Origin of the sequence: Moraxella sp. CTOTU47724 (genome assembly GCF_032014955.1) — a bacterium.
GTDB classification, from domain to species: domain Bacteria; phylum Pseudomonadota; class Gammaproteobacteria; order Pseudomonadales; family Moraxellaceae; genus Faucicola; species Faucicola tetraodonis.
Genome location: NZ_DALZSV010000038.1, coordinates 1 through 22,607 on the forward strand (window position 1 = coordinate 1; position 22,607 = coordinate 22,607).

At 44.4% G+C, this 22,607-nt stretch carries 16 protein-coding genes and 1 pseudogene; 13 read left to right on the forward strand and 4 right to left on the reverse strand.

Annotated elements, in window-relative coordinates; all coding sequences use genetic code 11:
* From RTR63_RS08285 to RTR63_RS08300, 4 genes and pseudogenes are all read left to right on the forward strand, one after another.
* Nucleotides 1-222, forward strand: a 222-nt coding sequence (locus RTR63_RS08285) for a zinc ribbon domain-containing protein (RefSeq protein WP_312523662.1), incomplete at its 5' end; no start/stop codon positions are given.
* Between the two features lie 81 nt (nt 223-303).
* Nucleotides 304-1,215 carry a sulfate ABC transporter permease subunit CysT gene (gene cysT / locus RTR63_RS08290; RefSeq protein ID WP_198510400.1) on the forward strand — a complete coding sequence of 304 codons (912 nt, stop codon included), beginning with the start codon at nt 304-306 and terminating at the stop codon, nt 1,213-1,215.
* Nucleotides 1,212-2,066, forward strand: coding sequence for a sulfate ABC transporter permease subunit CysW (gene cysW / locus RTR63_RS08295; protein WP_050325393.1), 855 nt, complete (start codon nt 1,212-1,214; stop codon nt 2,064-2,066). Before cysT ends, cysW begins: the two co-directional genes overlap by 4 nt.
* Nucleotides 2,067-2,108: 42 nt before the next feature.
* A pseudogene (locus tag RTR63_RS08300) lies at nt 2,109-2,819 on the forward strand (sulfate/molybdate ABC transporter ATP-binding protein); the annotation flags it as partial.
* Nucleotides 2,820-3,009: 190 nt separating this feature from the next.
* Here the strand turns inward: RTR63_RS08300 and sat are convergent.
* Nucleotides 3,010-4,266, reverse strand: coding sequence for a sulfate adenylyltransferase (gene sat, locus RTR63_RS08305; protein ID WP_312523665.1), 1,257 nt, complete (start codon nt 4,264-4,266; stop codon nt 3,010-3,012).
* 267 nt (nt 4,267-4,533) lie between these two features.
* On the opposite strand from sat, the gene RTR63_RS08310 reads away from it, so the two are divergent.
* The 5 genes from RTR63_RS08310 (at nt 4,534) to ggt (ending at nt 11,188) form a co-directional block, all read left to right on the forward strand.
* A complete protein-coding gene (locus RTR63_RS08310) occupies nt 4,534-6,243 on the forward strand; it encodes a nitrite/sulfite reductase (protein WP_312523666.1) in 1,710 nt (569 codons plus the stop codon).
* Nucleotides 6,244-6,246: 3 nt separating this feature from the next.
* Nucleotides 6,247-6,822 carry a DUF934 domain-containing protein gene (locus tag RTR63_RS08315; protein WP_312523668.1) on the forward strand — a complete coding sequence of 192 codons (576 nt, stop codon included), beginning with the start codon at nt 6,247-6,249 and terminating at the stop codon, nt 6,820-6,822.
* 219 nt (nt 6,823-7,041) lie between these two features.
* On the forward strand, nt 7,042-7,677 hold the full coding sequence (locus RTR63_RS08320) for a phosphoadenosine phosphosulfate reductase domain-containing protein (protein WP_312523669.1): 636 nt from the start codon (nt 7,042-7,044) through the stop codon (nt 7,675-7,677).
* Between the two features lie 103 nt (nt 7,678-7,780).
* The gene (gene cysG / locus RTR63_RS08325) at nt 7,781-9,184 is read left to right on the forward strand and encodes a siroheme synthase CysG (protein ID WP_312523670.1); all 1,404 of its coding nucleotides are present in this window, start codon (nt 7,781-7,783) and stop codon (nt 9,182-9,184) included.
* 234 nt (nt 9,185-9,418) lie between these two features.
* On the forward strand, nt 9,419-11,188 hold the full coding sequence (gene ggt / locus RTR63_RS08330) for a gamma-glutamyltransferase (protein ID WP_312523671.1): 1,770 nt from the start codon (nt 9,419-9,421) through the stop codon (nt 11,186-11,188).
* Between the two features lie 79 nt (nt 11,189-11,267).
* On the opposite strand, the gene RTR63_RS08335 is transcribed toward ggt, so the two are convergent.
* Together RTR63_RS08335 and folE are read right to left on the reverse strand one after the other, a co-directional pair.
* The gene (locus RTR63_RS08335) at nt 11,268-12,326 is read right to left on the reverse strand and encodes an NAD(P)H-dependent flavin oxidoreductase (protein ID WP_312523672.1); all 1,059 of its coding nucleotides are present in this window, start codon (nt 12,324-12,326) and stop codon (nt 11,268-11,270) included.
* A 199-nt stretch (nt 12,327-12,525) separates the two neighbouring features.
* Nucleotides 12,526-13,104, reverse strand: coding sequence for a GTP cyclohydrolase I FolE (gene folE / locus RTR63_RS08340; RefSeq protein ID WP_007115330.1), 579 nt, complete (start codon nt 13,102-13,104; stop codon nt 12,526-12,528).
* A gap of 189 nt (nt 13,105-13,293) precedes the next feature.
* Between folE and RTR63_RS08345 the strand changes: the two genes are divergently transcribed.
* Both RTR63_RS08345 and RTR63_RS08350 read left to right on the forward strand, forming a co-directional pair.
* Nucleotides 13,294-14,097, forward strand: a complete 804-nt coding sequence (locus tag RTR63_RS08345) for an enoyl-ACP reductase FabI (protein WP_312523673.1) — start codon at nt 13,294-13,296, stop codon at nt 14,095-14,097.
* Nucleotides 14,098-14,283: 186 nt separating this feature from the next.
* A complete protein-coding gene (locus RTR63_RS08350) occupies nt 14,284-14,955 on the forward strand; it encodes a YoaK family protein (protein ID WP_099808084.1) in 672 nt (223 codons plus the stop codon).
* A 24-nt stretch (nt 14,956-14,979) separates the two neighbouring features.
* Here RTR63_RS08350 and RTR63_RS08355 read toward each other — a convergent pair whose 3' ends face one another.
* Nucleotides 14,980-15,180 (reverse strand): hypothetical protein, encoded by a 201-nt coding sequence (locus tag RTR63_RS08355; RefSeq protein WP_312523674.1) that lies wholly within the window; start codon nt 15,178-15,180, stop codon nt 14,980-14,982.
* A 375-nt stretch (nt 15,181-15,555) separates the two neighbouring features.
* Here RTR63_RS08355 and RTR63_RS08360 point away from each other — a divergent pair, with 375 nt between their 5' ends.
* Both RTR63_RS08360 and RTR63_RS08365 read left to right on the forward strand, forming a co-directional pair.
* Nucleotides 15,556-20,118, forward strand: coding sequence for an exodeoxyribonuclease V subunit gamma (locus tag RTR63_RS08360; RefSeq protein ID WP_312523676.1), 4,563 nt, complete (start codon nt 15,556-15,558; stop codon nt 20,116-20,118).
* A 25-nt stretch (nt 20,119-20,143) separates the two neighbouring features.
* On the forward strand, nt 20,144-22,607 hold a 2,464-nt coding region (locus tag RTR63_RS08365; protein ID WP_312523677.1), incomplete at its 3' end, for a UvrD-helicase domain-containing protein.

Genomic DNA, 22,607 nt, shown 5'->3' on the forward strand with positions numbered 1-22,607 from the left:
GCAGGTTGCCGTTTTGAAATCGTGAATGAGAGATACACGACCCAGCGATGTTCGTGTTGCGGTGAAATCACCGCCAATAGTCCGAAAGGTAGAAAATCGCTTGGAATAAGAGAATGGATATGTGCTTCGTGTGGCACATGGCATGATAGAGATATCAATGCCAGTAAGAACATTCTTGCGGTCGGGCTTGGCCGTCTGGGAGCAGGAATCCCCTCACTTTAGGGAGGGGAGGAAGTCAATTTTGTATGTTTATTATTTTAAATTCTCACGTTGCCTACCGATTATTAGTAAAGGAAGCCCTGCATGGCAAGCATCAATGCTAACCATCAAGCCGATTTAACCTCAAACAATCAGCCTAAAACACCCAATTCACCCTTGAAACGCAATAAAAAGCGCCATATCATGCCGTTTTTTAATTTGAGTTTGGGCATTAGTGTTTTGGCATTGTCGATTATCGTGCTGTTGCCATTTGTGGCAATGGTAATGACAGCCGCCGATATTGGCGTGGCAGGCTTTATCAAAACCATTGCCGAGCCGCGCGTCAAGGCAGCGATTGAACTGTCGCTAAAAATGTCATTGCTAGCGACATTGACCAATTTGGTGTTTGGTACGCTGATTGCATGGGTGTTGGTGCGCTATGAGTTTTGGGGAAAGTCGATTTTAAATGCGCTGGTGGATTTGCCCTTTGCCTTGCCAACGGCGGTAATGGGTATTTCGTTAGCAACCTTATATGCACCCAATGGTTTAATCGGGCAGTTTTTTGCGCCATTCGGCATTAAAATTGCTTTTACCCCCATTGGTATTTGGTTGGCGCTAATTGTGGTGAGCTTGCCGTTTATTGTGCGTGCGGTACAACCTGTGCTTGCGGAGCTGTCGCCAGAATATGAAGAGGCGGCATCGGTGCTAGGCGCTGGGAGATTGACAACTTTTAGACGGGTCATCTTGCCAGAGTTGTATCCTGCGTTGCTGATGGGCTCGGGCATGATGTTTGCGCGGGCGACGGGGGAGTATGGCTCGGTGATTTTTATTGCGGGTAATTTACCGATGAAATCTGAGATTTTACCGTTAATCATTATTGGTAAGCTTGAAAGTTTTGATGTACAGGGGGCTGCCGCGGTTGCTTTATTTATGTTGATGATTTCGTTTGTGATTTTATTTGCCATTAATGCCTTGCAGTGGCTATTGACCAAACGTATGGGCGGGGCAAGTGTATGATAGACAGCAGCCAATATCCTTACCAAACCCAAGCCGCAACCCGTGAGCCGACATGGCTACGTTATACCTTAATTGGTATTGCGGTGGCGTTTATGACGCTGATGCTAGTGATTCCGCTGATATCGGTGTTTTACGAAGCCTTAAAATCTGGCTGGCAGTTGTATGTGGCTGCCTTGACCGATCATGAGGCATTATCGGCCATCAAGCTTACCTTGATTACGGCGCTGATTGTGGTACCGATTAATACGGTGATTGGGATTGCCTTAGCCTGGCTATTGACCCGATTTGATTTTAAAGGTAAGCAATTTCTCACCACGCTGCTAGATTTGCCATTTTCGGTATCTCCGGTGGTTGCAGGTTTGATGTTTGTCGCGCTACTGGGCGCCAATACTTGGCTTGGCGGCTGGCTAGAATACTTTGGTTTTCAAGTGATTTTTGCCATTCCCGGTATCGTGCTTGCCACCATGTTTGTGACTTTTCCATTCGTGGCGCGTGAAGTGATTCCGCTGATGCAGTCGCAGGGCAGCAGTGAAGAGCAAGCGGCATTAACACTCGGTGCCTCAGGCTGGCAAATGTTTTGGCGGGTGACGCTGCCCAATATCAAATGGGCATTGCTATACGGTATTATTTTGACCAATGCCCGGGCGATGGGTGAGTTTGGCGCGGTGAGTGTGGTCTCAGGTCATATTCGCGGTGAAACCAATACCATGCCGCTATTGGTTGAGATTGCCTACAATGAATACAACATGACGGCGGCGTTTGCGTTGTCGAGTTTGTTGGCGTTGTTGGCACTCGTTACCTTAATCGTGCAGCAGGCGTTGACTAAACGTCAGTCTGCCAATGATGAATAACATTGATGCAATTTAAAAAGTAAAAAAAGTTAAGAGAATACCATGAGTATCGAAATCCGTGATATCACCAAACAGTTTGGTCGCTTTACTGCACTACAACCGATTAATTTAACCGTACCGACGGGCAAATTAACCTCGCTCTTGGGACCTTCAGGCTGCGGTAAGACAACCTTACTGCGCATCATTGCAGGGCTTGAGCTTGCCGATACGGGGCGTATTTTGTTTGATGGTGAAGATGTGACCGATGTGCCTGTCCAGCAGCGTCATATCGGCTTTATGTTCCAGCATTACGCGTTATTTCGCCATATGACCGTGTTTGATAACGTGGCGTTTGGCTTGACCGTCATGCCAAAAAACAAACGCCTAAGCAACGCGGAAATCAGCAAAAAGGTCAATTATCTGCTGGAGTTGGTGCAACTATCCCAAACCGCAAAAAAATACCCGCATCAACTCTCAGGCGGTCAGCGTCAGCGTATCGCATTGGCGCGTGCGTTAGCGGTAGAGCCAAAGCTATTGTTACTCGATGAGCCATTTGGCGCACTCGATGCCAAGGTGCGTAAAGAATTACGCGCTTGGCTGCGCTCGATTCATCATGAGCTCGGTGTCACCAGTATTTTAGTGACCCATGACCAAGAAGAAGCGGCAGAATTATCCGATGAAATTGTGGTGATGAACCAAGGTCAAATCGTGCAAATTGGGGATTATGAGACGCTAGTCAATCACCCCTCGAATCATTTTGTTGCCAATTTTCTGCAAGATTCGCACGTCGAATATGTGATTTAGCTTAGTTAAATTTAGCCTTAATTAAATTTAGCTCAGTTAAGCAATGTTAAGCAATAAAAAAAGAAGCCGCGTGCTTCTTTTTTTTGCTAAAGGTTGAATAAAAAAAGGGTATTATGACATACCCTTTTTATCGATTAATAAGCGTTAAACTGCGCAATAATTATTTTGCAGAGTGACCTGTTAGCTCAACTTTATGTTTTTGATGATCTTCTAAGCCTTCATAGTAGTTACGAAGTACCGCTAACACTTCTGGGCGGCTGAAGTTATCAGGCACGTCTTCCCCTTCCGATAAGGCTTTACGCAATTTGGTACCTGAGACTTTGACATGATGGCTGGCATCGTGTGGGCAAGTTTTGGTCGATGCCATCGAGTCACAAGCGTCACACCAGAATGTCCAGTCAATTTTTAACGGTTGGGTGATTAAATCATTCGGTTTAAGTGTATCAAAAATATGCTGCGCATCAAACGCGCCATAGTAATCACCGACGCCTGCATGGTCACGCCCGACAATCAAATGGCTACAACCATAGTTTTGACGGAATAAGGCATGTAATAATGCTTCACGTGGACCTGCATAGCGCATATCCAGTGGATAGCCTGCTTGGATGACGGTGTCTTTACGGAAGTAATGGTCGATTAATGTACCAATGGCTTCTTGGCGTACATCTGCAGGAATATCCCCAGGTTTTAATGCGCCAAGCAATGAATGAATCAGTACGCCATCACAGATTTCAATGGCGATTTTGGCAAGGTACTCATGTGAGCGGTGCATCGGGTTACGGGTTTGGAAGGCAGCGACGGTTTTCCAGCCATTTTGAGTAAAGATGTCACGGGTTTGTGCCGGGGTGAGGTAGATATCACCATATTTGCTCGGGAATTCGCCTTCACTTAACACCACCACATCGCCCGCTAGGTTGACATCACCTTGTGCCATTACCATAGCAACGCCGGGATGCTCAAGTTCTGTGGTGCCAAAGACGGTTTGGCACTCGTGCGCTTTATCAATGCGGTATTTTTCGCTTAAGGTCAAAATCCCCATGATTTCACCTTGGTATTCCAGCGCAATGTCATCACCTGGGTTTAGCGTATCGGCAGTGGCAGTATCGGTCGATAGGGTAATAGGAATGGGCCAAAACACGCCCGCATTGTCGCCAGTGGTTAAATGCATATTGTCACATACGCTTTGCCAGTCTGCTTGGTTCATAAAACCATCTAGCGGGGTAAAGCCGCCAATACCGAGCATAATCAAATCACCGGCTTCACGGGAGCTGATTTGGATTTTTGGGAGATTTTTGGCTTTTTGCTGGGCAGCGGTTAGCGCATCGCCTTTAAGTAATTTTTCTTTTAATGTGTCACTACCGTGCGGTGGTACCAGTTGGCTTAGAGAATGGAGAGTTGAAGTGGCGCTTTGGCTCATCGGATTTCCTATATTAGCGGGTCAAAATTAACGTGTCAAAAAAACAGACGGTTCAAAAAAATTAAGGTAGCGTATAATAGAATATTGCAGTTCGCAATAATAAATGCAGTAACTCGATATATTTATGTAAAAATGGAATTTACTAAAAACCCCTTGGGCATTTATGATAGGCAGGTTAAAATTTCACCCAGTTGAAATGGCTGCAAAAGCTAAAAGTTTTAAATTTAATTTGTAATTAGAATTTGTATTAGTGACATAGGAATCCGCATGTATAAATACAACGCAATTGACCAACAATTGGTAGATGATCGGGTCGAGCAGTTTCGCGACCAAACCCGACGTTTTTTGGCTGGCGAGCTCAGTGAAGAAGCGTACTTGCCATTACGCCTGATGAACGGTCTATACATTCAGCGTCATGCGCCGATGCTTCGCGTGGCGATTCCTTATGGTCTGCTTGCGACGTATCAACTGCGTAAACTTGCCGACATCAGCGAAAAATACGACCGTGGCTATGGTCATATCACCACCCGTACCAATATGCAATTTAACTGGCCAAAATTAGAAGAAGTGCCCGATATTTTGGCAGAACTGGCATCGGTACAAATGCATGCGATTCAAACCTCGGGCAACTGTATCCGCAATACCACCACCGACCAGTTTGCCGGTGTGACGGCTGATGAAATCGCCGATCCGCGCCCATATTGTGAAATCATTCGTCAATGGTCAACGTTTCACCCAGAATTTACCTATTTACCGCGTAAATTTAAAATTGCGGTCATCGGTACTCGCTCAGACCGTGCGGCGACCCAGCTGCATGACATTGGCCTGCATGTGGTCAAAAATGACGCAGGTGACATTGGCTTTGAAGTGATTGTGGGCGGTGGTCTAGGCCGCACGCCTGTGATTGGTAAAGTGATTCGTCCGTTTTTACCTGAACGCCATTTACTCTCTTATTTAGATGCCATCTTACGTATCTACAACCAATATGGTCGCCGTGACAACAAATACAAAGCCCGTATCAAGATTTTGGTAGAAAGTATGGGCGCCGAAGAGTTTTCACGAATCGTGGAAGAAGATTGGCAAAAACACAATAAAGACGGTGCGTTAACACTGACAGCTGAACAAATTGAACACGCCAAAACCTACTTTCCACCGCCAGCGTATCAAACATTTACCCAACAACAATTACAAGCTAGCCAAGACAAACTGTCTGCCCAGTTTGAAGATAGCGAGTTTGTGCGTTGGTTTAACCAAAATACTCGCGAGCATAAAGTCAAAGGCTATCAGGTGGTGATTATCTCACTCAAACACTTTATGCAAGACACGGGCGATATCACCGCCACCCAAATGCGCGTGGTGGCTGATTTGGCGGATAAATACAGCTTTGGTGAAGTGCGCGGCACCCATCATCAAAACTTGGTGCTCACGGACGTCAAACTTGAAGATGTATATGAGGTCTATCAGGTGCTCAAACAATACCACCTTGCCCGCCCAAATATTGGCTTATTGACGGATATTATCTCATGTCCAGGCTTTGACTATTGCTCATTGGCTAATGCCAGTACCTTAAATATCGTTAACCAAGTCAATCAGTATTTCCAAGATGCAGACTTTGTCCATGATATTGGTGAAATTCGCCTAAATATGTCGGGCTGTATGAATGCCTGTGCGCATCACCACGTCGCAGACATCGGTATTTTGGGTGTGGATAAAAAAGGCGAGCATTGGTACCAAATCTCGCTTGGTGGTAGATCGGGTCAAAACGCCAAATTAGGCGATATTTTGGGTAAATCCGTGCCTGTCGATGCGGTTGCGGCGACGGTGGATGATATCCTGCAAGTCTATCTTAAATATCGCCAAGCGGCGGATACCGACTTTGGTAGTGAAACGTTTGCCGAAGTTGTTGATCGTATCGGTATTGAGCCATTTAAAGAGTATGTATATCGTGACAAATCAGAACAGCCGGTGGAGGGATAAGCCATGGCACTCATTAACCAAAGCCAAGTGATTGATAATGTAAAGTCAGTGAGCGTGAGTATTCATGAGCAAAAAATCGAGCATATCGACCCATCCCAGTATGCCTCAGATTTCACTGAAATTTTGGTGGACTATCGCCCTGTCGAATTTAGCGAGAAAAATCCGCCAAAACCGCAGTTAGAAGCGGATGATTTGGTAGCATTATCCAATCGGTTAGGCGATAAAAAACTGGGTATTATTTTATCGGGTGCTAGTGATTATCAGTTTTTGCAACAGGACTTTGTCAAAGTGATGCCGCTACTGTCGGTGATTGTGATTGACTTTCATGGTTTTCGTGATGGACGCGGTTATAGTTTAGCGCAAAAAATCCAGCAACACCCCAGTTATACCCCCGCTATTGTGTTGCGCGCCAGCGGTGATATCTTACCAGATACGTTGCAGCTACTTACTGAAGTAGGGTTTAGTGAGTTTGATATTAATGACAGCGATTTTAACCCCAGTTGGTTTGATTATTTTGTCGATATCAAACACCGTTATACAGGTCGCAGTGTGACGCAATTACCGATTTTTGCCAATTAATTGTTGAATCATGCCAAGATTGAGCGAATCTAAGGGTTCGCTTTTTTAATGTTAGCCAGTTGCTACCTTGTCGTTTCTAACTTCTGGTTTCTGCATTTCCAGTCAATTTGTTAATTCTAAATTTTCATAATAATATCATTAAAAATCATTTTTTAAACATCGCATAATTGATTAGCATAGCGTATCCCAATTTTTCACCATAAAACATTAGGAAATCCAATGAGCAATAAACTAAATATCGACCTAGACAAAGCCAACGCAGAATTAAATGGCAAAACTCCCGAGGAAATCATTGCTTGGGCACTGGCACAAGGTAGTAATCCTATCATCACTACCAACTTTCGCCCTTACGAAGTGGTATTATTAGACATGGTTACCAAACAACGTCCTGATATCAAAGTATTGTTCGTGGATTCTGGCTACAACACTGAAGCCACTTACCGCCATGCCCAAGATTTGATTAAACGTCTAAACTTAAACGTGACTACCTACTTGCCACAACAAACCGCAGCTTGGCGTGATGTTGAGTTCAATGGTATACCTAGTGTCAACAACCCAGCGCACGAAAAATTCACTGAGCAAGTGAAACTTGAGCCATTTGGACGTGCGTTAAAAGAAATTGCCCCTGACGTGTGGATTAATGCGATTCGTAAAGACCAAACGGAATTTCGCCAATCGCTTGACGTGTTGTCAGAAAGTAAAGACGGCGTGTTAAAAGTAGCGCCATTGTTCCATTGGTCAGAAGATGACCTAGAAGCTTACTTAAAAGAGCATGATTTGCCAAATGAACATGACTACTTTGACCCTACCAAAGTCGAAGAAAACCGTGAATGTGGTCTACACACACAATTATAATTTTTGATCGGCAGTATGTATGAAAATGTTAAGCTGAACTTCGGTTCGGCTTAATTGTTCTTGTCACTATTGTTCTTGTCGCTATCTAATGTTGAGAATGTCTATGAATACCTTACCGCTATTTTTTAAATTAGAAAATCGCCCCGTACTCGTAGTTGGCGGTGGGGAAGTGGCACTGCGTAAAGCGGATTTGCTTGACAAAGCGGGTGCTACTATCACCTTTGTCGCACCCAGCTATGAGGCGAGACTCATCGCGCAATTTAGCGATTCTCGTCATCAATTGATTAACGATGTTTATCAGCAAAAATATTTGGATAAACAAACCATCGTCATTGCTTGTACCGATGATGAAACGGTGAATGCACAGATTTTTCATGATTGTGAAGCCCGTTTTATCCCAGTCAATGTCGTCGATAATCCACCGCTATGTACCTTTATCTTTCCTGCCATCGTTGACCGCAATCCGATTACCATTGCGGTATCCAGTGCAGGCAAAGCCCCTGTGCTGGCAAGACTGCTGCGAGCCAAAATCGAAACAGTGGTGCCACCGCAATATGGTGAATTGGCAGGGTTGGCAGGTAGATTTCGCGATAAAGTAAAAGCTGCATTGCCCAATGTGACGGCTAGACGTAAGTTTTGGGAGCAAGCCTTTGAAGGACAAGTCGCAGAATCGGTATTTGAAGGCAATACAAATAGCCTAAGCAAAGCTGAAAGCCAACTTGAAACTTTGCTACAACAGCACGCCAACAACCAACCCACGGATAAAGCACAGCTTGGCAAAGTGTATATTGTGGGTGCAGGGGCAGGCGATCCTGATTTGCTAACTTTTAAAGCGCTACGATTGATGCAACAAGCGGATGTGGTATTTTATGATAATTTGGTTTCAGCGCAGATTCTCGATCTGTGCAGGCGTGATGCTACCAAAATCTACGTGGGCAAAAAAGCCAGTGATCATGCGGTAAGGCAAGAAAAAATCAATGAGCTACTCATTGAACAGGCGCAGCAAGGAAAACGCGTGTTACGTCTCAAAGGTGGTGACCCGTATGTATTTGGGCGGGGCGGCGAAGAAGCCGAGCAATTGGTTGCAGCGGGGATTGAGTTTGAAGTCGTGCCGGGGATTACCGCAGCCACCGCGGCGGCAAGCTGTGCCGGTATTCCATTGACTCACCGTGCGTATGCGCACTCTGTCAAGTTTGTCACCGCCTCTCTTAAGACGGATACCATCAATGAAGACTTTGCCAGCTGGCTTGATGATAACCAAACCGTGGTTTTTTATATGGGATTAAAACAGCTTGATAAATTGACGAGTGGCTTGATTAACGCAGGAAAAAATCCCACGACGCCGATTGCGATTGTGTCCAATGCCAGCTTGCCGCATCAGCAAGTATTGACAGGCACGCTTGAGACCATCGTGGCAAAACAAGCCGAGGCAAACTTGCCCGCCCCAGCGATTTTGATTATGGGCAATGTGGTTAAGCTACATCACAGACTTAATAAACTATCTTAATAAACTATAGCAATCTTTAATTGATGGGGTATGGCAGTTAAAAAAGCTTGCAGATTGTGGTAAATACTTATAACTTAGATATCCGTTAGAAAAATTAACGAATTGGTCAGATAACAAAAATATTTTTGTCACAATTTAATATGACGTTTTTGTGAAAGGATTTATGTATATTGTAGCAATACATATTATTTTTATCTGCTACAACATCAACTAGTAATTTAGAAGGATAGGGACATGCGACTAAAACCTAAACTGATTTTAACCAATCTGTCATTGGCTTTAATGTTGGTGATATCACCCATTGCCCAAAGCAAATTATTACCACAACCAGCCACCAATGCTAGCCAGTTAGCGGCAAATCGCTACGATAGCAGTAATGCTATCTTTCATCCTGTCTATGGTAAAAATGGTATGGTGGCTTCCGAGCAAGGGTTAGCCACGCAAGTTGGTTTGGATATATTAAAACAAGGCGGGAATGCTATCGATGCGGCGGTCGCGGTTGGATTTGCCTTAGCAGTCGTCTTGCCAAATGCAGGCAACATTGGTGGTGGTGGTTTTATGGTGTTGCATGATGATAAAACTGGCAAAGATGTTGCCATTGATTTTCGCGAAATTGCGCCAGCCAAAGCCAGCCGTGATATGTACCTTGATAATCAAGGTAATGTTATTGATGGAAAATCATTGTTCACGCATGACGCTTCAGGTGTGCCTGGTACAGTAGCTGGGATGGAATACGCGCTAAAAAAATGGGGTACAATGCCATTATCTAAAGTGCTTGAGCCTGCAATTAAGCTTGCAGACAAAGGGTTTATTGTCAGTGATGTATTGGCACAGACGTTAAAAGAAGAAAAATCAACACTGGGTAAATGGTCATCTAGCAAAGCGATTTTTTTCAAAAACGGTGAACCGCTGAAATCTGGTGATTTGTTGGTACAAAAAGACTTGGCGAAATCATTGCGTTTGATTGCCAAACAAGGGGCAAAAGCATTTTATCAAGGTGAAATCGCTACAAAAATTGCTAAAGAAATGCAATCACATGGTGGCACAATGACACTTGAAGATTTAAAAGCATATAAAGTTGTTGAGCGTCAGCCAATTATTGGTGATTATCGAGGCTATAAAGTTGTTACCATGCCACCCCCAAGTTCGGGTGGTGTACACTTGATTGAGATATTAAATATGCTTGAGCATTACCCTATCAAAGAAGATGGGGTAAATAGTGCCAAAAATATTCACCACATGGCAGAGAGTATGAAATTGGCCTATGCTGACCGCTCAGAGTATTTGGGCGACCCGGATTTTGTCAAAATCCCTGTCACAGGTTTAACATCGAAAGCATATGCTAATGAACGGGTCAAAACGATTGATGATAATAAAGCAAGACCTTCATCAAACATTAAACCTGGTAAACCACAACCTTATGAAAGTGACCAGACTACGCATTTTTCAGTCATGGATAAAGCGGGCAATGCCGTTGCTGTCACCTATACATTAAATCTTAACTTTGGTAGTGGTATTGTTGTAGAAGGCACAGGGATTTTACTCAATAATGAAATGGATGACTTCTCAGTGAAACCCGGTGTGCCAAATGCGTTTGGTCTAGTGGGTGGCACTGCCAATGCGATTGAAGCAAAAAAACGTCCACTGTCTTCAATGACACCAACGATTGTCATGAAGAATAATAAACCTTGGCTGGTTACAGGTAGTCCAGGTGGGGCTCGTATCATCACCACTGTATTGCAAAGTGTGGTTAATACGATTGACCATGAAATGAATCCAGCAGAAGCGATAATTACACCACGCGTTCATCACCAATGGTTACCCGATGAGCTTAGAGTTGAAGCAGGCATTAGTCCTGATACGATAAAATTGTTGCAAGACAAAGGTCATAAAGTTGTTACTAAAGCACCAATGGGACGTATTCAAATTATTCAAGCGGATGATTCTGGGTTTTATGGCTATTCTGACCCAAGAAATCCTGATGGCAAAACATTAGGTTTCTAAACTGTTGATTAAAAAAAACGTGAGTAATGCGACTCACGTTTTTTTTACTAACAAAATATATCAAGATTATTTTTTGCAATTAGTGTCCAAGTAAATCTTGAATAATTTTATCTACTGTACCACTTTTCGCCAATCTTGCATTTTGCCCTGCCCACAGTGAGCTAAATTCATCACTTCCCATGCTTTCGGCTTTGGCTTTAATGGGATTGCTGACAAACGATGCATGGGGAAATGGCGGTGCAGACTCGCTAATATACCCGGTTTCTTGCATAAAACGGTTGACAATCCCGCGTGCTAAGCCGCCACTAAATACATTGGTTAAAGCGGTGTGTTCGGCTCGTTCACTTTGCAGCGCCTTGCGGTGAAAGTCTTTGGTATCACACTCCTCTGCCAGCAAAAATGCAGTACCCACCTGTATTGCGCTGGCTCCCATGGCAAACGCTGCTTGTGCGGTAGCGTTGTCGCTAATACCACCTGCCGCAATCACCGGTAAACTGACAGAGCGGATGATATTGGGCAATAGGCTAAAAGTGCCCGCTTGCAGCGTCACATCTTGGCTTAAAAACATACCCCGATGCCCACCTGCTTCCAATCCCTGCGCGATAATCATATCCGCCCCATTGGCTTGCAACCAGCGCGCTTCCGCAGGCGTGGTGGCGGAGGATATCACAATCGCCCCGGATTTTTTGACGATATTTAACAAAGCTTTGTCCGGTAGCCCAAAATGAAAACTCACCACAGGGACTTTTAAATCCGCCACTAGCGCTGCTTGTTCATGGGAAAATGGCTGACGTCCACCGGTCGTGGCTATCTCATCTTGGGTCAAACCAAATTCTTGATAATAAGGTTGTAGGACATTCAACCATTTTTCTTGCATCGCTTGGGTATAGTCAGGTTGTTGATGCGCAAAAAAATTGACATTAAAGGGGGCGTCAGTCGCAGCACGAATAGCCTTAATTTCGCTTTCGATTTTTTGTAGGCTGAGCAGCGCACCGGGGAGTGAGCCAAGTCCACCTGCTTGGCACACAGCGATAGCAAGTTTGCTGTCTTGGACACCTGCCATCGGCGCTTGGATGATGGGCAATTGAACTTTAACGTCGTCAAGAAAGCTGTTAATCGCCTTGGTATGATGGATCATTTTATGTTCCTTGTTATTATCTTAATGTGTTTGTCTCAATGTTATGGGCTCACAGGGCAAAAATCGAAAACCATTTTAGTGTATCGCCAATAGATGATATTGAAAAGTACTATATGCCCGTTATAAATCGGCTGAATACAAAAGCCCCAGTAATGTTACTGGGGCTTATTTGACTAGTTATTTAGGTATTATTTAGACACTAGGCGCTTGGGATCGCCATTAACAGCGCTTGTCTTGCCTCGGTATTGTGTTTGAATTCGCCCAGGAGTGACATACTGCGAGTATCGGATTTTTGTTTCATCACCCCGCGCATCATCATGCACATATGCGCGGCATCCATCACCACCGCCGCGCCTTTTGCCCCTGTCATATCCATCACCGCTTGCGCGATTTGGCGGGTTAGGTTTTCTTGAATTTGCAAACGGCGCGCGTACATATCCACGATACGCGCCATTTTTGACAGTCCAATCACTTTGCCATCGGGCAGATACGCCACATGGGCAACGCCATAAAAAGGCAACATGTGATGCTCACACATCGAATAAAACTCGATATTTTTTACCATGACCAATTCATTATTGTCAGTTGGAAAAATCGCGTTATTGGTAATTTCCACCAAATCTTGATGATAGCCTTGGGTCAAAAAACTAAAGGCTTTAGCGGCACGTTCAGGGGTATTAAGCAGTCCCTCACGTGTTAAGTCTTCCCCTGTTGATGCAATAAGGGTGCGGTAGGCATCACTGTTTTGTTGGATAATCTCGTCAAAATTTGCAGGCATAGTCATGATAACATTTAAGTTTAAAAAAATAGGCATAGCTTAACGCTTTACCACTATTTGTAAAGCGATTTTTGTCACAAACGCCATGAAAATCACTAAATTTGCTTTGTTTGGGTTTTTTGCTAGAATTAACCCCTAATTTTGAGCTATTATAGTGCATATTCGTTCACTGAAAAATAAGGAAAAACCATGCTATTAACAGGGAAGCGTTTCGTTGTTACCGGTATCGCCAGTAAATTATCGATTGCTTGGGGTATCGCAGAAGCGTTACATCGTGAAGGCGCGAGTTTAATTTTGACCTATCCGAATGAAAAAATGAAAAAACGCGTGGATATGGCAGCCGAAACTTTTGGTGCAGAGAAGGTATTGGCGTGTGATGTGGCATCAGATAACGAAATCGAAGCGTGTTTTGCCCAAGTTGCTGCACACTGGCCAGAGGGCATTGATGGGGTTGTGCACGCCATTGGTTTTGCCCCTGCCGATCAGCTAGATGGTGATTTTACCCAAGTAACCACCCGTGAAGGCTTTGCCATTGCCCATGATATTAGTAGCTACAGCTTTGTGGCGCTTGCTAAAGCCAGCCGTGAGTTACTGGCAAAACGCCAAGGCTCGCTGTTAACCTTGACGTATGAAGGCAGTATCCATGTGTTGCCAAACTACAATGTCATGGGTCTAGCCAAGGCCAGTCTGGAAGCGAGCATTCGCTACCTTGCCAGCTCAATGGGTAGCGATGGTATCCGTGTCAATGGGATTTCTGCAGGTCCAATTCGTACCTTGGCGGCAAGCGGTATCAAATCATTTCGTAAAATGCTCGACACCAATGCCAAAATGTCACCGCTACAGCGCAATGTCAATATCGAAGAAGTGGGTAATGCCGCGATGTTCTTGTTATCGCCTTGGGCGTCTGGTATCACCGGCGAGATTTTATTTGTCGATGCAGGTTTTAATACCGTGGCGCTCTCTGAACAAGTGATGATGCAGGTAGAGGACTGATTTTTAGGCGAGTAGTTGATAAAAGAGCGACCATGGTTGCTCTTTTTTTTGCTTGCTGTTTTTTGCTTACTTTTTTTGATGGATGTTTGGATAGGGATTGCAAAGCCGTCTGGTTAAGCTTACCATTTTTCGTCAGGCTTAACATGTTTGGCAAGTCAGCTAAAGACTGATAGATGGCGGTATCTAATGATTAATAAATTACCTAAGTGGATTTTATGGGGTGGCTGCGTGCTGGCGTTCAATGCAGGGTGTATCAATAGCACCGCGTTAGTCGGCTTCACGCACTTATCTGCTTCGCATGTAACGGGCAATGTGACGCTATTTGCCACTGCATTGGCGGAACAGCATTACCAGCAGATGGCGATGGTTTGTATCGTGCTGTTATCGTTTTTATCTGGGGCAGTTATCAGTGGCTTTGTGGTGGGTAGTACGGCATTAAAAGAAGGTAAGCGCTATGGCAACGCTTTGTTAATTGAAGCAAGTTTATTAATCGTCAGTCTAATTTTATTTAGCTATCAGTCGTTTTGGGGGCAGGTGTTTGCCGCGATGGCTTGCGGCTTGCAAAATTCGATGGTCGCGACCTATAGCGGTGCGGTGATTCGAACCACCCATTTGACAGGATTGACCTCAGATATGGGCTCAGCCTTGGGTAATTGGCTGGCAGGCAGACCGATTAATAAAAAGATGTTCGTGTTTCAAGCGATGATATGGTATAGCTTTTGCGGCGGTGGGGTATTAGGTGCTTTGGGCTATATCCACTACAAATACATGACGCTGATGTTACCCATTGTGATTGTATTATCGTCAGCGCTGGCTTATCAAGTATATTTATTAACCCGTAAAAAAACGGCTAAGTAGCAACCTTAACCGTTTGATTTTATCTTATTCTTCATCTTCGAGTTTTTTCGCCTCATGTAACATATCAAGTAGCGATTCATCAGAGCCCTTAGAGGTAGGAGTGCTCGCATTATCTTGGTTAATGTCGGTACGATTGATGCCTTCCATCGCTTCATTGGCAACATCAGATTGGGCGTTGTCTAATTGAGATTTGTCGATAGGGTTAGCGTTATTGTTGTCTGTCATGGTCGTCTCCTTGTTTTTTCTTTTATACGGTTGTTTTCTTTTATACGTTAGACCTAATGAGCTTAATATTATAAATAAACCAAATGGCTTACAACACTTAAAAATAAAACGTAACCAAAAACATACTCATGAGTGACGTAGGAATAAGTTTATCACTTTGTTGGCTGTATATTACTTGCTTTGGATTGCATACTTTGTAGTGCATAACAGCTAAGTGAGTTAGGGAGTGTGACAGACTGCTGGCGACACTGGCTGTCGCGAATGTTGCAATTCGGGCGATTTTTTCATTGAGCGGTGATGGTGGTGCATTTTTTTGCTGTATAATTTTTTGAGCGACCCACTCGCTATCTAGAAAAATTCTTGAGTATTTACTGCATGCTAACGATTATACAAAGCAATAAAGTCGATAAGCTATTTGACCATTTGTTAAAGGCTTACAAAAATCCCAGTTATCAAGGCTCAATTTTTGAGCCTTTTCAGGTGATTGTGCCATCTAAAGTCATGGGGGAGTGGTTAAAAAAACAAGTCGCAGATAAGGCAGGCATCAGCACCTTAGTGACCACCGAATTTTGGGGTCGCTATTTTTTGGGACTGATGCAGCGGGTGTTAAGAACCTATGCGCGCATCTCGGAAGACGACGATATATTAGACGTGCCAGAAGTGGCAATGCTATCCAAAAACGTCATGCAGTGGCAAATCTTTGGCTATTTAACCCAGTACCGACAAGCCATTATGGAGCAGCCGCAACATCCGCTTTATCCATTTTTATCGCCGCTGGTTGAAGACAAAGAGGCAAATAGCCCAAATGCGACTGGTTTTGCACCTGATACACCCGCCATCGTTGACAGTTTGAGCTGGGCGAATAACCAATCGCTACTGTCTAGTGACGTGATTAGCCAATCTGCTAAATTGCAAACCCAAGATCAACGCATCTGGCAGCTAGCCAGTGATATGGCAAATATGCTCAATCGCTATATGACTTATCGTCCGCAGTGGCTCACTCATTGGGGGCAAGACAAGCCTGTCGCGGTGAGTGACATGATTGCCAAAAAAGATGCGCTGCATAACCGCTTAAACGGGCGGGATGCGTCCAACGCCATCGAGACGCCTGACTGGCTCGTTGAGCACTACGAACAGCTAGAAGCCGCGCAGCGATTTTTATGGCGGCAGCTGTTTGATGATGACTACCGGTTTCGCGAGCAGTTGCATCAGCAGTTTTGGCAGGCATTAAACCATTCAGAGACCCGTATCCGCAATATCAGCCGTAGCAAGTTACCAAAACACATCTTTTTATTTACTTTGCAGCAGTTACCGCCGACAGAGTTATTGGATTTACAACGCTTGGGGGTGCTTACCGACGTCACGATTTTACACTTTAACCCGTCAGAGCAATTTTGGGCAGATATCGTCGATAAAAACTGGCTAATGCAGATGCAAATGGAAGACGATGCCAGCAAGCATGACGCTTGGTATCTAAAAGATTATGGTCATACCTTGTTGTCACGGTTTGGCAAACAATCGCGTGAAGTGTTTGCCATGCTGGCAAGCTTATCGGGTAATGAGTATGAACATGTGCTATGGCAAGATGATTTTGATAACACACCGCCCAATACGTTACTTGAATTTATCCAACATGACATCTTAATGCTAGAAGAAGTCGCGACCACTGCCAAAATCAATGACATGCTTAAACTGGTGAAAGGCGAGGAAGCAAAGGCAGCAAAAGCAGCTGAAGATAGCCGGCAAAACCTCGCGCAGCAAACCCAGCTTTTACAGCAGCAGCTTGCCAATATTCAAAGTAATGGGCTTAAAGATATCGAATCCACGCTTGGTCTATACAAAGCCATCAAAGACAAACTCAAGCAAGAATCCAATAAGCAACTTGAAAACGTGGAAAAATGGCGACCCAAACCACTTGATACCAGTATTGCCATTCATGTCTGTCATAGCATGGTGCGCCAGCTTGAAGTGCTACGCAGTATGATTATCGCGTGGCTAAATTATAGCGACATGCAAGCCACACCCGCGCAGATTCCCACCGATCCTTGGGATAGACGGGCATTGTCAGATATTTTGGTATTATTGCCCGATATCGAAACCCACCAAAACATCATTGAAGCCACGTTCCCCAAACATGTGGGCGGCGATGGCTATCAGTTGCCCGCCAAAGTGACAGGTGTGGTGGCAAAAGATATCAACCTGCTTTGGCAAGCGATTACAGGGTACTACACGCTGCTCAATCGGGCAGGCGCTCGGTTTCAGCGTAGCGAAGTATTTGATTGGTTAATGCTAGCGCCGCTATATGAAAGCTTTGGGCTTAATTTGGAGCAGATGACCCGTGCTTGTGATTTGCTGACTCAGGCAGGATTTATTCGCGGGTTTGACGAGCTGGATTTGCAGCAAACCTTAAGTGCTGCCGATGATGACTATCGATACACCTTTGCTTATGCGCTTGAGCGCTTGGTCGCTGGCGTGATGATGCCCAAAGCCACGGTGGTCAGTTTTGGCGAGTATACCAATAGCTTTGGTGTGGTAGAGAAGTTTGTACCACTGACAAACTTGACCATGGCGGATGCCGACATCGTCGCTGTGCTGTGTGATATTTATCAAACGTTGGATGACAATCGTCACCTAGGTAATGACGTCAAAACCCTGCCTGAATGGCTAACCCAAATAGAAAAGCTGATTCAGCAAAAGTTTAGCCTATTTAATCAAACCAATGCGTGGCGCGCGATTTTTGCCGCACAAAATGACCTAAAAGAAAATATTGAAGCCAATAGCAAATACCTCGCGACGGTAACAAGCAAAACTGCAAAAACCCCCAACCCACCTACCGAGCCAGTGCAGCAAATTGACACCGAGAATTTGCCACTTAAACTCACTTTTGTACTCGAAAACATCGCCCAATCAATTATCAATCAGCAAGTGAGTGCCGAGCCGTCAGGCGTGATTACCTTTGCCCGTATCGGTTCAGTGCGTAGCCTGCCGTATAAATTGGTGGTGATGCTGAATTTAAATTTGTCTGAGTTTCCAAAGCAAGAGCAGCAAAACCGTTATAATCTGATGCAGGCAGGATTGCCCATTCGCGGTGACAGATTTCGAGAAGATGACGATTTAGGCGCGTTTTTGGATGCGCTATTGTGCGCCAAGCAAGCGTGCTGGATATTTTATAATGGTAAAAGTACCACAGATACCCACGAGCATTTACCTGCCAGTCCCGTACAGGAATTACTCGACTTTTTGCAAAACCGAATGGCGAGTGATGACGTAATCATTGACCCCAATAACGACCAAAATAGCCTAAGCAATAATTCTCCAAATCCCCAATCAGCCAACTTTGAACAATGGGTAAAAGCCTATTTGGTCACCCATCACGCCGCTTTGCCATTTGATAAAAGTTATTTTGAATTGCCGCAAACTGAGCAAAAAAACGAGCAAAAGAGCGAGCATAAAGATAAAGGTATTCAAAGTCCCGAGCAAATTAATGACGAGGGGGTATCCGCTGATTTACAACAAACCACAGCTACTCTAAACCAGCAAATCAAGCTATCAAAAACTGCCCTGTACCCACCTGCCAAAATCTGGCATAATCTTTATACAGCGCTGCAAGATAAAGACGCTACGTCCACTCAGCCAATCGTGCAAGTTTGGGATACAAAGCAACTAACCGACTGGCTATCGCAGTGGCAACAACTAAAACAGCGTTTGTCCGACCTGCCTGAACAGTCGCAGCAGCATTATGTCAACTTGAGCAAAATCGTTGGCAACCTAGCCGATCCTGCCAAAGCCTTTGTGAAGGCACAAAACATTGCTATCCCTGCCCAAGGTGACAATGATAGAAATGATAATGATAACGAGTTTGAATCGTTAACCTTGGATGCGTTAGATGGCTGGTTGTTGCGTAAATCTTTGTTAGACGCTTTTTTTGCACAAGCCTTGTCCGATAAGGGCGATAATACCCATAATAGCCATCAAAACGAGATGAAACTGGCAGCAAACGCACAAAAGCCAATGGTTCAAGAGTCAATCAACATCGCTATCAATGAGTTATTACCAGCCGGGGTGAACCGCTACCAATCGTTGCAGCAAAATCAGCAACAACTCAAAAAAGATTTGCAGGAATTTGTTCATCACTTAAAAACCATCAGCCAACAGCTCGAGGCTACTGAGGCAAAGTTGTTAGGGAATTTTTATTCAGATAAATTTGGGGCATTAGATGTACAAAATACGGACGAGGTCATCCAATGGGTGGCAACCGCGTTAACCCCCTGTGAAGAGCAGCGAATCGCCATCAGTGCCTTGGCGCTGGATAAACAAGCAGGACTGATGGACAGTAAAGAAAGCTGGGTCATCACTGCCAACTTGCCATTATATAAACCGTATCAATCAATTGAAAATAAGGTTGCCGCAGCTGCCAATCCCAGCTATTGGTTAAATTATTTGCCAACCTCTGGCAAAGAAAAATACCTGTTACAATTTTGGTTGCATCATTTATGTTGGCAAGTACTGCGCCGCACCACGGCTCAACAAGCACAGCTGAATGATGGCTTTTCGCTGTGGCAGTTTAGCAATAAAAAAACCGTGTATTTACCTGCCATCCCTTGTGAGCAAGCCTGTGGTTATTTGCAGGATATTGTGATGGTGTATCAACTCATTGATAGCGTCGTAACCATTGTACCGCCCGCTTTTTGCCTGTCATTTTTACAAAAGCAACAAAAGCAGCCAGAGGCACCAGCCAGCCAGCATCTAGGTGATTGGTTAAAAGACAGTAATTTTAATTTTGTGGATGTGAACCAGTTTGACTATCCGATTTGGCAGCATTTAATTGGCGATTATAAACCATCGGTGGTTATTGGGTTTGCACAGACGCTGGGCGCGCTGATTTATGAACCTATGTTATCTATGGTCAAAGAATTGCACCAACTCATTGAAGCATGACACGCATTTTTATCAAAGAAATCTTATGAAACACGATATTCATACCCAAAGCATTAACGCAAGCACCAAAACAAATATCGAGGCAAACATCGAAACAAATACTCAAACAAACATCGACAAAGCACGCATTAAAGAAGACGCTGAGTCTTTAACCCATTTGCCCCCTGCTGTCACGTTGCCATTGACGGGGCGTCATTTGATTGAAGCTTCAGCAGGCACAGGCAAAACATGGACGCTGACGGGCGTGATGTTGCGACTAATCGTGCAAGCAGGGCAGCCGTGTGAAAAAATTATCGCCACGACCTTTACGCGAAGTGCCGCCGCCGAAATGCGCCAGCGGATTCGTGAGCGTTTGCAAGACTTTTATCAATTGCTGCAAATGATTAATAATGCTACATTTACACCGTTAAACGACAGTGATTTGGATAGCAGCAAAGCTATCGCTGTGCAAAAATATGCACATTTTATTGCACAGGTAGAAGCGCTTGCGGCACAAAAAAATTTACTGGGTAAGTACCAAGATCCTATCAATCAACACTTAATCGAGTGGGTCGCCAAACAAATCTTTGGTTTGCCGGTAGATGTAACCGCTGTAGCAAGCCCAAAAGTAAGCCCGAAAGCAAGCTTAAACACCCTAAAGCCAACCGCCGATGATAGTGAAAATAGCACCCATAAACCTGCCAAGAATACCGTCAATTTTCGTATCGCACTGCAGCGCACCACATTGGCGCTCAACCAACTTGATCGCTTATTTGTCAGCACCCTCGATAGTTTGTGTCAAAAGTGGCTAAGAGAATACAGTAGCGAAACTGGGTTTTCTGCAGAGGTGCAAATCAGTAATGATGTCAGCGGCATCATCAAGGGTATGATTCACGACCAACTTAGGGCATTTATGGCGCAGGTCAATGCCAATATGCCTGAATTGTACCCGATGATGTTTGACAATAACGTGTTTTTACCGGTTGATGATTACTACGAGGCGGTCAATCGCGCGCTAAATTTTTATACCGCTGACATCGATACTGTACCATTGACAGCGTTTGATACCACTACTATCAAGGCACTGATGCAGTCGATTGCAGATGATAATGATAGTGAGTTTGAGGCTTATTTTGATAGTGACTTTCGTAAAGCGCAAGGGTTTAGTGCTGGCAATAAACTTCATAAACACTTTAATGAAATTAAAAATCTGCAAAATTTACTCAGCACGGGTGACATTACCAATGTCTTTGCTATGTATAAAGTTGGCAATATAGTCAAGGTGCTAGAAGGCATTGAAGATTTATACGCCAACGATAAAGGCTTTAATAGCAAAAAAGAACAGCAAAGCGCCGCATTTAAATCCTTTGATATCGTGGACAACATTTGGCAGCTCATCCAACAAACGCAAGCCTTGCAAGACTACTTTAAACAAGTAAATTTTTACTTTACCCAGTTTATCAGCCGTTATGTGCGTACCCACCTGCCAAAACGACTAGAATCACAGCGGCTAACTACCTTTGCGTTACAATTGGCGCGGTTAAACGATGCGTTATCCGGCAAAAAAGGTCAATCGTTAGCGCGTTATATTCGCCATCAGTATCCCATCGCCTTAATTGACGAATCGCAAGATATCAACACCGAACAAGCGTTACTGATTCAAAGGGTTTATTTACAAGACTTTGAGCCAGAGACAGCAGATAAAGCAGAAAAATCAAAGGCTAGAAAATATCACACCCCGTCGCAGTTTTTGCTGTTGGTAGGGGACCCCAAACAGGCAATTTATGGATTTCGCGGCGGGGACGTACAAAACTACACCACACTAAAAAAACTATTTCCAGAACAACCCAAGTCACTCAACCAAAACCATCGCTCATCAGCCGCGCTAATTGATAGCCTCAATCACTGGTATGGCGTTGGCGAGCAAGATATTGACCCAAATCAAGCCGACCAGCTGCCCAATGTTAACCAACAGCCATATTTTATGGGGCGTGAAATTTATTATCGCAAAATCTCTGCCACGCGCCAAACCACTGAGCTAGTTGTCGGCAATGCGGCGGAAAATGAAGCTGTAAGCTTACCTGCGTTCAATCATATTGCTATCGAATATAAAGCGCCCTATAGTCAGCAAGTGGTGGCAGTAGCCGAGAATGACGGCATATCAAATGATACTGACTCCTCGAATGACATCATCTCATCAACTGATGAAAGAACGGTGGATTATGCCGATGCGATTGCCGCGCAAATTTTTGATTTATTTGATGATGGCAAGCCATTAAGCTACCAGACTCGTGGCTTGACGCTGAGTGATATTTGTGTGTTGGCAGTCAAAAACAGTGAACTTCATACCATCGAAAAACGCTTACATCATCATGGGATTGCGACGGTCAGAGGCGGCAGTCAAAGTGTCTTTGGCGATAGCATGAGTGTTGATTTGATGACCTTGCAAAGCGTACTGTTGACGCCATTTAGCGAATCAAAATTAAAATCCTTGATGTTGTCTAGTTTTT

What these genes read in the sequence shown, in the direction of transcription:
- RTR63_RS08360 (WP_312523676.1), top strand. Translation starts at nt 15,556, where the DNA reads ATGCTAACGATTATACAAAGCAATAAAGTCGATAAGCTATTTGACCAT.
- ggt (WP_312523671.1), top strand. Translation starts at nt 9,419, where the DNA reads ATGCGACTAAAACCTAAACTGATTTTAACCAATCTGTCATTGGCTTTA.
- RTR63_RS08355 (WP_312523674.1), bottom strand. Translation starts at nt 15,180, where the DNA reads ATGACAGACAACAATAACGCTAACCCTATCGACAAATCTCAATTAGAC.
- RTR63_RS08350 (WP_099808084.1), top strand. Translation starts at nt 14,284, where the DNA reads ATGATTAATAAATTACCTAAGTGGATTTTATGGGGTGGCTGCGTGCTG.
- folE (WP_007115330.1), bottom strand. Translation starts at nt 13,104, where the DNA reads ATGCCTGCAAATTTTGACGAGATTATCCAACAAAACAGTGATGCCTAC.
- RTR63_RS08320 (WP_312523669.1), top strand. Translation starts at nt 7,042, where the DNA reads ATGAGCAATAAACTAAATATCGACCTAGACAAAGCCAACGCAGAATTA.
- RTR63_RS08345 (WP_312523673.1), top strand. Translation starts at nt 13,294, where the DNA reads ATGCTATTAACAGGGAAGCGTTTCGTTGTTACCGGTATCGCCAGTAAA.
- sat (WP_312523665.1), bottom strand. Translation starts at nt 4,266, where the DNA reads ATGAGCCAAAGCGCCACTTCAACTCTCCATTCTCTAAGCCAACTGGTA.
- RTR63_RS08335 (WP_312523672.1), bottom strand. Translation starts at nt 12,326, where the DNA reads ATGATCCATCATACCAAGGCGATTAACAGCTTTCTTGACGACGTTAAA.
- cysG (WP_312523670.1), top strand. Translation starts at nt 7,781, where the DNA reads ATGAATACCTTACCGCTATTTTTTAAATTAGAAAATCGCCCCGTACTC.
- RTR63_RS08310 (WP_312523666.1), top strand. Translation starts at nt 4,534, where the DNA reads ATGTATAAATACAACGCAATTGACCAACAATTGGTAGATGATCGGGTC.
- RTR63_RS08315 (WP_312523668.1), top strand. Translation starts at nt 6,247, where the DNA reads ATGGCACTCATTAACCAAAGCCAAGTGATTGATAATGTAAAGTCAGTG.
- cysW (WP_050325393.1), top strand. Translation starts at nt 1,212, where the DNA reads ATGATAGACAGCAGCCAATATCCTTACCAAACCCAAGCCGCAACCCGT.
- cysT (WP_198510400.1), top strand. Translation starts at nt 304, where the DNA reads ATGGCAAGCATCAATGCTAACCATCAAGCCGATTTAACCTCAAACAAT.